The sequence below is a fragment of the Acinetobacter sp. 24-47-39 genome, from assembly GCF_056783825.1.
In genome coordinates, this window is record NZ_JBWYIP010000013.1 from 101,089 (window position 1) to 110,313 (window position 9,225).

Sequence of the window (9,225 nt, forward strand, 5' to 3'; positions counted from 1 at the left end):
AAAAGCAGTGAAGCAAAAACAGTTAAAACAATATTTAATGGGGCTGATAACACTAGGTTGTTTGCCCGTTGCTCATGCGGCTGAAGAGCAATTTAATGAGGCGATTAAATTTGCGAACTCGGGTAATACAGCTCAGCTCGAATATTATCGTTCTGCAATGCAAAATGATGCGCTTGGATATTATCCAGAATATTGGATGTTGAATAATAATTTAGGCTTCCAACCTGCAACGAATATTATCAGCTTTGCACAGCGCTATCCTCAATCTGCAATGGCTGAAAAATTAGCTGCTGATTATGTCGAAGAAAAGGTAAAACAAGCAGATTTCAAGACAGCTCAACCTGTTTTACCTTATGTCACCAATCCTGATCAAGCTGAAAGCTGTGCGGTTGCGCAAGTAAGAGCAAAAAATGGCGATACATTGGTATACCCTGAATACAAAGATGTCTGGTTTACAACAGAATCGCAGCCAGAATCGTGTAATGGTTTAGGTCGCTTAATGCTAAGTAGTCCCTTACTCACCACCACAGATCGTCAACAGCGCCTGTATGCGCAACTTAGAGCGGGACAGTCTGGTCAAGCGATCGCAACAGCACAAACTCTGGGTTTAAACTTGTCATTAGCACAATTAAATCAAATTCAGGCAGATCCTTTGAATTATTTATGGTCTGCGACCAAAGGAACAACAGTAGATTATGCTTATTTGGTGTTTGCTTTAGGTCGTGCTGCAGATGCTGACTTGAACACGGCGCTTCAAAATCTTCCTCGTGTCGTGCAAGGTGTTCCTGCAGATGTTCAAAAGTATATGTACCGCACGGTGGCGTATATTGGAGGCACGACAGTGATGAAAAATAATTTTAATCCTGAAGTGCTGAAGAACTTTGATTACAGTTATGGCGTGCCTTTTACACCAGAAGAGGCTGAAATTTACGCGCGTCAAGCGATTCGTTTTGGTGAGTGGGAAAGTGTGTTGCGAGCCATAGATAGTATGAGCGTTACGCAAAAACAAGAAGATCGCTGGCAATATTGGATGGCGAGAGCATATGAAAATCGTAAAGACCAAACTTCCAAGCAAGCTGCAAAAAGTATTTATCAACGATTAGCTGCCGCTGGCGATGATTATCACAATCTGTTGGCAAAAGACCATTTAGGTATTCGTTATAATGAAGCACATGATCGTGCTCAACCAAGCGCACAAGATATTCAACGTTTAGATCAAGATATTCACTTTAGACGTGCTTTTGCATTACGCAATATCAATGCTTCAGCAACTTACACAAATCGTGAATGGAATTGGGCTGTCCGCCAAGCTTATCTTAAGCAAGATGATGGTCTATTACTGGCTGCGGCAAAACGTGCCACAGAAATGGGGTGGTATGACCGTGCTATTTATGCGGCGGAAAGAACACTTAAACGTCATAACTATGCATATCGTTATGCGACACCACATCAAAATCTAGTGGTGACGCATAGTAAAAATGCAGGGATTGATCCTTCGTGGGCTTATGGTTTAATGCGTCAAGAAAGTCGCTTTGTGACCACGGCTCGTTCACATGTAGGTGCTGGTGGATTGATGCAAATTATGCCTGCAACAGCAAAAGATGTGGCACGAAAAATGGGTGAAACGTATAATCCTGCTGCATTATCCGATCCGAATACCAATATTCGTTATGGGACATATTACCTGTCAATGATTCAAGGTATGCTGAGTAACAGTCCAGTTCTGGCTACGGCTGGTTATAATGCAGGACTGACTAGAGCACGCCGTTGGCAACCAGAGTTCAAAAGCATTGCGGCGGATCAATACACAGAGTCAATACCACTTCATGAAACACGTGACTATGTGAAGAAAGTTATGACCAATGCTGCTCATTATGGTGTATTGCTTGGACAGGGGCCGCAAGCGATCGAAAGTCGTATGCCGCCTATTCCAGTAAGAAATACGCAATAGCATTTCAACTACTTTTGTGAGCTTTGATGAATCACACAAAACTGCTGTTTAGTTGTCAACACACTTACCTCCTCAGTAGTTTGAGCGTAGGGGCTTTGTTGTGTTCAGCAGATGTGATGGCATCAGGGAAAGGTTTACAAGGATATGTGCTTCAAGTACAGATGACACCTGCCATTTGTGCATTAGATCGAACAAAAGCGAAACACCGTAAATGCCTAGAAGGATATTCACTTACGATAAAGGGTCTTATCCCAGAAACCAGTCGTCATGATTGCCAAACGAGTTCATCTGCCACCTTGGCACCGCTACAGAAGAGGGTTGTTGCTAGGGTGATGCCTGATGAGCAGGCTAGAATTAGGCTGTGGGCCAACTATGGTGGTTGCGTTCCAATGAATGCCAGTCAGTATTTTCGTACCATTATTAATCATGCAGACCAATTAAAAGTTCCTGATTACTTAACAGGAGTGGATCGTAAAACAGTCTCTATCTCGACATTACGATCGCAATTCATCAAACTCAACCCAAAATTACCCAGCCAAGGTATTGAATTTCAATGCCAAAGCTTAAATGGTCGCCCGGTGTTAACGGGGGTTGAAATCTGTTATCGCACGAATGGTCAATTCAAGTCATGTGCGTCTGATATTGTCTCGACCTGCCCAAATACATTTGACATAGAGGGCGCCTACTAATTTATTTCCGCGAAGTTAATTTATATTTCCTATCAGACTTTTGTTGAAATTCATTCTCTTTTCAATGCATCTGTCAAAGTATTGGAGTACAATCTTCGCCGTTTATGATTATTAAGATTAGATAGAACAGCTATTTAATCGCATTGACTATCCTCTCAACTGGAGATAATTACATGAAGCAACCTGTTCGCGTTGCCGTTACTGGCGCTGCTGGTCAAATTGGTTACAGCCTTTTATTCCGTATCGCTAGCGGTGAAATGTTGGGTAAAGACCAACCAGTTATTCTTCAATTATTAGAAATTCCTGTTGAGAAAGCTCAACAAGCGCTTAAAGGCGTGATGATGGAACTTGACGACTGTGCTTTCCCATTGTTGGCTGGCATGATCGGTACTGATGATCCTAAAGTTGCATTCAAAGATGCTGACTACGCGCTTCTTGTTGGTTCACGTCCACGTGGTCCTGGTATGGAACGTGCTGACCTTCTTAAAGTCAACGGTGAAATCTTCATCGGTCAAGGTCAAGCGCTTAACGAAGTTGCTAGCCGTGACGTTAAAGTTCTTGTTGTAGGTAACCCTGCTAACACGAATGCCTATATCGCAATGAAATCTGCTCCAGATCTTCCAGCGAAAAACTTCACAGCAATGTTACGTCTTGACCACAACCGTGCGTTAACTCAACTTGCTCAAAAAGCTGGTGTTGCAGTTTCTGACATCAAAAACATGACAGTTTGGGGTAACCACTCTCCAACAATGTATGCTGACTATCGTTTTGCTAATGTAAACGGCGAAAGCTTAAAAGACAAAATCAACGATGCTGCATGGAATAAAGACGTATTCCTTCCAACTGTTGGTAAGCGTGGTGCTGCGATCATCGAAGCGCGTGGTCTTTCTTCTGCTGCTTCTGCTGCAAACGCTGCAATCGACCATATGCGCGATTGGGCTCTTGGCACAAACGGCGAATGGGTAACTATGGGTATTCCTTCTGATGGTTCTTACGGTATCCCTGAAGGCGTAATGTTCGGTTTCCCTGTAACTTGTGAAAATGGCGAGTACAAAATCGTTCAAGGTCTTGAAATTGACGAATTCAGCCGTGAGCGTATCAACTTCACGCTTAATGAGTTAGAAGAAGAACGTGCAGCGATTGCTGATATGGTTAAATAATTTAGTTTTCAACTAAATTAAAAAAGCACTCCATTGGGAGTGCTTTTTTTATGCACAAAACTTAACAATGCTTAAGAAATCCTTCTACATTGAACTTAGTATTGACATGTTATCTTGAACAAAATCATGAAAATTCAAGGAGCAATCCATGTTAGATATGGAAGTAAATCAAGAATTACTTTTTGAGCAATTGGGCCTAGATAGCTCACCTGAAGGGATTGATCACTTTATACAAACACATCGGCTTGATCCCAATACGCCGATGCATGAAGCTGATTTTTGGAACCCATCGCAACGCGATTTTATTATTAGTCATTGGAAAAAAGATAATGAATGGGCCATTGTCATTGATCAACTGAGTGAGCAACTCACAAACGACACAAAGTGATGAAAATATAATCACAAATTGAAACAATAAACCCAGACCAAAAGCTGGGTTTTTTCTTGGATTTCTTATAAGTTATTTAAATAATAATTTTATTAAAATCTGATAAGGAGAGTCTCTTGATGGAACATAAACCTTCCTTAGCGTTATTGTTTTCTCAATTGGGGTTGGCAAATAGCCCAGCGGCAATTGAACTCTATATCCGGACACATCAGCTTTCCGCTCAACAAAATTTACATGATGCGCCATTCTGGAATAAAGGTCAGCGCGACTTCTTAATTAGTCATTTAGTACAAGATGATGATTGGGCAATATGGATAGATGAACTTAATCAACAATTACATATGGATGCATATAAATTAAAAATGGCCTAAAAAAAGCCCCATTCATGGGGCTTTTTTTAATGCACTTTAGGTTTGGTTAACTGGATAAACCATTCTTGATCATGAAATTGTTTGAAAGAAGGGTGGGTTCTTACTACATCTAAATCATGATCAATGGTTTTAAAATATTTATTCAGCCAATGGCGTGTAAGTGCTGATTCTTTACGAGAAGCACAAGCATAAGCCAGATTAAAATAAACATCACTATGGTTGGTTGACGTTAATGATTTTAAAATTTGCTGAGTGATAATCGCAAATTTTTCATCTTGAGTAATCTCAAAATACATCATGTAGGCTCTAGCTAACATCAGGGTCAGATTAATATACAAACGCATTGGCATTTCTTCAAAATCTACTCGACCTTGTTCAAGAAGAACAATCGCTTCTTGAAGAAAATGAATTTGTTCCTGACGAAACTTACTCATACTGACCAGCTCTAAACGCAATTCAGCACGTTCAAAGGCAAGCTCAGGCGTATTTTTTTGTAAGTAAAGTTGGTCTGTTTCACCAATGCGTTGAATAATTAGCTTGGTATTAGATTGCATGGATGAGTCCTCATCAGGTTTAAAACCTATATGGAGGCAACTTCGAAAAAATAAAGCGCTAAATTAAAGTTCATGCGGTCCTTAACCAAGCTGTAATCGAAAGACGTTGGTGGTGTGCAACAAGAACTTCATGTAATAAATCGCTTTGAAATAGAGCGATGCGATTAGGTTTAGGTTCAATAATATGCCACTGATTATTCTTATCTTGGAGCTTTAGTTGACCACCCCAATGCTGATGCCATTCCTCATGCAAATAAAAAACTGTCGACATCACACGACCATTTTTGCCTTGAGGGTTGTCTCGATGTAAAGCATAGAAATCACCAGGATTATAACAAGCGAAGTGGGCTTCGACTTCTTGAATGCCTAAATAAAATGCACGATTTAATTCTTGAGAGAGTAAATCTAAGGTTTTTATGTGTTGATGGGAAATTGATAGTTTTGGATCTAACCACAAAATGTGATCGCTGCGGATTGTGCTGACAATGCCATTTTGAATTGCTGCATTTCGAAAATCATCGAGATGGATTTGGCATTCATTTACAACGTTTTTTAAATAGCTTGGTGGGTATGCATGATCGATGATACTGAAGCCATGTTGATCTAAATCATCAAGGATTTGATCAACATTCCAATCCCCTGGGATGACAACTGCTTCCATATTTATCTCGCTATTTACTGTATAAAAAAAAGGTCAGCTATTTTAGAGTAATAATCGATTCTGAATGAAACACTTTTTCATGTTAAAATGATTGTTGATCTTAGGAATAATTGAAACATGAATTACCGTCACCATTTCCATGCTGGAAACTTTGCCGATGTCATGAAGCATGTATTGTTGCTTCAGATTTTGTCACGTCTTAATCAAAAAGATAAGCCGTATCGTTACATTGATACACATGGTGGTGCAGGTAAATACGATTTATCAACGTCTGCAGCACAGAAGTCGGGAGAGTTTTTAAATGGTATTCACCGTTTAGTTAAACTCGATGACTCAATTAAGCGTAATGCCCCTGAAGGTGTTAAGCAATATCTTAAAGTTGTAGAAGATATGCGTGCAGGTGCCGGAAAAGGCGCTTATCCGGGTTCGCCATGGTTCGCTTTGGAAGGAATGCGTGAAACAGATAAAGCAACAATTTTTGAGATGCAACGAGATGTATTTCAGCAACTTTATATGAATGTGCGTGATCGTCGTGCAGGTTTGCATGAGCGTGATGCTTATGAAGGTTTGCTCGGTGTGATTCCTCCTAAAGAAAAACGTGGATTGGTCATGATTGATCCACCATATGAGGTGGAGCGAAAGGATTTTCCGCAGTTGGTTGAACTCATCGCTACGGCATATAAGAAATGGCCTACAGGCGTATTTGCAATTTGGTACCCAATTAAAGACCGTGCAATGATTGATCGTTTTGAGAAAAAAATGATTAAGACTGGTATTCGCCGTCAATTGGTTTGTGAAGTATGTGTATGGCCAGACGATACACCTGTAGGATTAAACGGTTGTGGTTTATTAGTGATTAATCCACCTTGGAAGTTTTCTGAAGATGCAGATGAAGCATTGCAATGGCTTTTCCCGCACTTAAGAATGAGTGAAAATGGTGGTCATGCTGCCGTTCGTTGGTTGGTCGGCGAATAAGAATATTGAGAGATAAGGCTACAGTTAGGACGAATGACAATGACAAATATAAATAAACCTGAAACTGAATCTTCTCCAAGAAATGTTCCGGGCTTTGATGGTATTACTTTCGAAGTTGAAGAAGAGGAACATACGCAAGAAGGGCAAAAGGTTAAGCGTCGTGGGATTTATCTGTGGCCAAATCTGATTACTACTGCGGCATTGTTGTCAGGGTTTTACTCAATTATTGCAAGTATGAATGGCGAATTCACACAAGCCATTTATGCCATTTTTATCGCTGCTTTATTTGATGGTTTAGATGGTCGGGTCGCACGAGCAATTGGAGCGCAAAGCCCTTTTGGTGAGCAGTTTGATTCATTATCAGATATGTTGGCATTTGGTGTTGCGCCTGCAATTTTGATGTATAGCTGGAGCCTCCATGATCTAGGTCGAATCGGTTTGGCTGCATGTTTTGTCTATACTGCTTGTGCTGCATTCCGATTGGCACGTTTTAATGTGCAAATAGGTGTGGTTGATAAACGCTATTTTATTGGTGTAGCTAGTCCTCTAGCCGCAGTAATGATCATTTCTTTGGTTTGGGTGGGGCGTGATTTCCCTGAAATTTTTGTCCTATCTGATCCAATGATTCAGACGATAAATGCAGTCATTATTATTGCAGTTGGCTTGCTGATGATTTCGAATATTAAATACTATTCGTTTAAAACCGTAGATCGTAAACGTGTGCCGTTTGCAGTCTTGCCTATTGTTGTGTTTATCTTTGCTGCGATTACGTACAATATTCCTGTTGGTATTTTAGTGCTTTCGATTATTTATGCACTTTCAGGTTTCGTCACTACATTTTTGGCTCGAGAAAAAACAAGATAAATAAAAAAGGAGTTTGATATGCAGTTGTTGATGAGTTTAGCGGACGATTCAAAACAGCTGAATCAGGCTCCTTTTCCTCTTCGGTTGGATTATCACGGTCCACGAGGAATCTATAAAATTATCCATCAAGGATTGATGATTCCAGGATTACCATCTCCACTTCATTATTTTAATTTTTTAACCATTATCGGACAGCCGAATGTTCCAATGCTGCGTAATGATTATGCAATTAAAACAAAAGCCTTGGATACTGTTTCACTCATTACGAGCATTAGTCCACATATGGTTGGACATTTTAATGGTTATTCAATCATCAATGATTGCGAGATTAAAGAGAATAAATTTGTATTTGGACAAAGAGAGCAACTAGAAGGCTCAATCCCAAACTTCAAATTAATAAGAAAGGACAATGAACTTTCCGTTGATCTGAATATTCAAACTCAACCAATTATTTCGCACTTTACCAAACTAAAATTAGGTTTATTTGATCACTGGTCATTAGTGTGTCAATGCAAAGGAACAGTAACCTATAAAGAACAAACATATAAAATTGACCAGTTAGGATCATTTGAATTTGCCAGAGCGATCAATATTCCTTATCTACCGCTTCATTTTTTAACCTATCAGATAATTAACTTAATCGACCAAAGGCAGTTACTTCTTGCTCATATACGCAATGGTTTAAATCAAATTGTGCAATCAAGGATGTATTTAAGAGATTTAAAAGCTCAGACATCTGAAATGTTTGATGATGTTTATTTCAAAGTCCATCGTGTATACCCAAAAGTAAAAACACCTAATGGACATGAGATGTATTTAGCGCGCGTATTTGAATGGTCATTTGAAAATAAAAAAAGAAAAATAATCGTGAAAGGTGAAAGTCGTGGAGATTTTAAATTCGGTCTTGCCGCAGGTTATGTAGGTAGTTTTAGTTATGAGGTGCAGATTGATGGAATTCAAGAAGAAGGACAATCTGGGTATTGTGAATATATAGATTGCCGTAGTTTAAAGTGGCAAGAAATTAATAAAGATGAAAAATTAATGGATAATTTTGCAAGTATTGTGCCATGCACGCTTAAAAAATAGCTCCAAAAGCATAAAAATCACGTAAATTGAACAATAAATATCCAGTTAATCATATTTTTTTTAAATATTTAAAAAACATGGTTGCATTGGGGGAGGAATGCTGTAGAATGCACATCCATCGGCGGTGATGTTGATTGAAACTTGTTGAAAAACAAGGATTTAGCTGAGTAAGCTGGATCTAAGTTTTGAGAATGGGTTAGAAAATAAATTAACATTGCTAGTTGACTTTCTGAAAAGAAAGGGTAATATAGCCGACCTAGCTTGATGCTGACGAAGCATTGAGAAGATCATTAAGAGATTATGAAGAACAACTTGTGTGGATTTTTACTGGTTGATTGATCGATATATATTATCATTGATGATTGGTAGAAATTTCTCGAAGTTTATTTGAGCAAATTTTTTGTCAGTAATTGATGAGCCAAGATTGGTACCCTATAGGTACTATTGATTTTAAACTGAAGAGTTTGATCATGGCTCAGATTGAACGCTGGCGGCAGGCTTAACACATGCAAGTCGAGCGGGGGAA

The 9,225-nt window shown here is 39.3% G+C and carries 10 protein-coding genes and 1 rRNA gene; 9 read left to right on the forward strand and 2 right to left on the reverse strand.

Annotation, left to right across the window (positions count from 1 at the left end; all coding sequences use genetic code 11):
* The first annotated feature begins 37 nt into the window (after positions 1 to 37).
* From AC1M9C_RS12370 to AC1M9C_RS12390, 5 genes are all read left to right on the forward strand, one after another.
* Entirely contained in the window at positions 38 to 1,951 is a 1,914-nt protein-coding gene (locus tag AC1M9C_RS12370; protein WP_481953801.1) for a lytic transglycosylase domain-containing protein, read from the forward strand.
* 26 nt (positions 1,952 to 1,977) lie between these two features.
* A complete protein-coding gene (locus AC1M9C_RS12375) occupies positions 1,978 to 2,640 on the forward strand; it encodes a ribonuclease T2 family protein (protein WP_481953802.1) in 663 nt (220 codons plus the stop codon).
* 173 nt (positions 2,641 to 2,813) lie between these two features.
* Positions 2,814 to 3,800 carry a malate dehydrogenase gene (locus AC1M9C_RS12380; RefSeq protein WP_035269892.1) on the forward strand — a complete coding sequence of 329 codons (987 nt, stop codon included), beginning with the start codon at positions 2,814 to 2,816 and terminating at the stop codon, positions 3,798 to 3,800.
* A 148-nt stretch (positions 3,801 to 3,948) separates the two neighbouring features.
* Positions 3,949 to 4,188 carry a DUF2789 family protein gene (locus tag AC1M9C_RS12385; protein WP_035269893.1) on the forward strand — a complete coding sequence of 80 codons (240 nt, stop codon included), beginning with the start codon at positions 3,949 to 3,951 and terminating at the stop codon, positions 4,186 to 4,188.
* 119 nt (positions 4,189 to 4,307) lie between these two features.
* The gene (locus tag AC1M9C_RS12390) at positions 4,308 to 4,559 is read left to right on the forward strand and encodes a DUF2789 family protein (protein WP_035269894.1); all 252 of its coding nucleotides are present in this window, start codon (positions 4,308 to 4,310) and stop codon (positions 4,557 to 4,559) included.
* A 26-nt stretch (positions 4,560 to 4,585) separates the two neighbouring features.
* Here the strand turns inward: AC1M9C_RS12390 and AC1M9C_RS12395 are convergent, their stop codons facing one another.
* Entirely contained in the window at positions 4,586 to 5,113 is a 528-nt protein-coding gene (locus AC1M9C_RS12395; protein ID WP_481953796.1) for a hypothetical protein, read from the reverse strand.
* A 70-nt stretch (positions 5,114 to 5,183) separates the two neighbouring features.
* Complete coding sequence (locus AC1M9C_RS12400) at positions 5,184 to 5,774, reverse strand: 2OG-Fe(II) oxygenase (RefSeq protein WP_481953797.1); 591 nt, start codon at positions 5,772 to 5,774, stop codon at positions 5,184 to 5,186.
* Between the two features lie 117 nt (positions 5,775 to 5,891).
* Between AC1M9C_RS12400 and AC1M9C_RS12405 the strand changes: the two genes are divergently transcribed.
* From AC1M9C_RS12405 to AC1M9C_RS12420, 4 genes are all read left to right on the forward strand, one after another.
* Complete coding sequence (locus tag AC1M9C_RS12405) at positions 5,892 to 6,749, forward strand: 23S rRNA (adenine(2030)-N(6))-methyltransferase RlmJ (RefSeq protein WP_092768034.1); 858 nt, start codon at positions 5,892 to 5,894, stop codon at positions 6,747 to 6,749.
* Positions 6,750 to 6,788: 39 nt separating this feature from the next.
* The gene (pssA, locus tag AC1M9C_RS12410; RefSeq protein WP_481586809.1) at positions 6,789 to 7,613 is read left to right on the forward strand and encodes a CDP-diacylglycerol--serine O-phosphatidyltransferase; all 825 of its coding nucleotides are present in this window, start codon (positions 6,789 to 6,791) and stop codon (positions 7,611 to 7,613) included.
* An 18-nt stretch (positions 7,614 to 7,631) separates the two neighbouring features.
* Entirely contained in the window at positions 7,632 to 8,699 is a 1,068-nt protein-coding gene (locus AC1M9C_RS12415; protein WP_481953798.1) for a DUF6670 family protein, read from the forward strand.
* Positions 8,700 to 9,151: 452 nt separating this feature from the next.
* A 16S ribosomal RNA gene (locus AC1M9C_RS12420) occupies positions 9,152 to 9,225 on the forward strand; the annotation flags it as partial.

Bases quoted from the DNA above. Each gene is read 5' to 3' on its own strand.
- AC1M9C_RS12400 (WP_481953797.1), bottom strand. From the start codon at position 5,774: ATGGAAGCAGTTGTCATCCCAGGGGATTGGAATGTTGATCAAATCCTT.
- AC1M9C_RS12375 (WP_481953802.1), top strand. From the start codon at position 1,978: ATGAATCACACAAAACTGCTGTTTAGTTGTCAACACACTTACCTCCTC.
- AC1M9C_RS12385 (WP_035269893.1), top strand. From the start codon at position 3,949: ATGTTAGATATGGAAGTAAATCAAGAATTACTTTTTGAGCAATTGGGC.
- pssA (WP_481586809.1), top strand. From the start codon at position 6,789: ATGACAAATATAAATAAACCTGAAACTGAATCTTCTCCAAGAAATGTT.
- AC1M9C_RS12370 (WP_481953801.1), top strand. From the start codon at position 38: ATGGGGCTGATAACACTAGGTTGTTTGCCCGTTGCTCATGCGGCTGAA.
- AC1M9C_RS12380 (WP_035269892.1), top strand. From the start codon at position 2,814: ATGAAGCAACCTGTTCGCGTTGCCGTTACTGGCGCTGCTGGTCAAATT.
- AC1M9C_RS12390 (WP_035269894.1), top strand. From the start codon at position 4,308: ATGGAACATAAACCTTCCTTAGCGTTATTGTTTTCTCAATTGGGGTTG.
- AC1M9C_RS12415 (WP_481953798.1), top strand. From the start codon at position 7,632: ATGCAGTTGTTGATGAGTTTAGCGGACGATTCAAAACAGCTGAATCAG.
- AC1M9C_RS12395 (WP_481953796.1), bottom strand. From the start codon at position 5,113: ATGCAATCTAATACCAAGCTAATTATTCAACGCATTGGTGAAACAGAC.
- AC1M9C_RS12405 (WP_092768034.1), top strand. From the start codon at position 5,892: ATGAATTACCGTCACCATTTCCATGCTGGAAACTTTGCCGATGTCATG.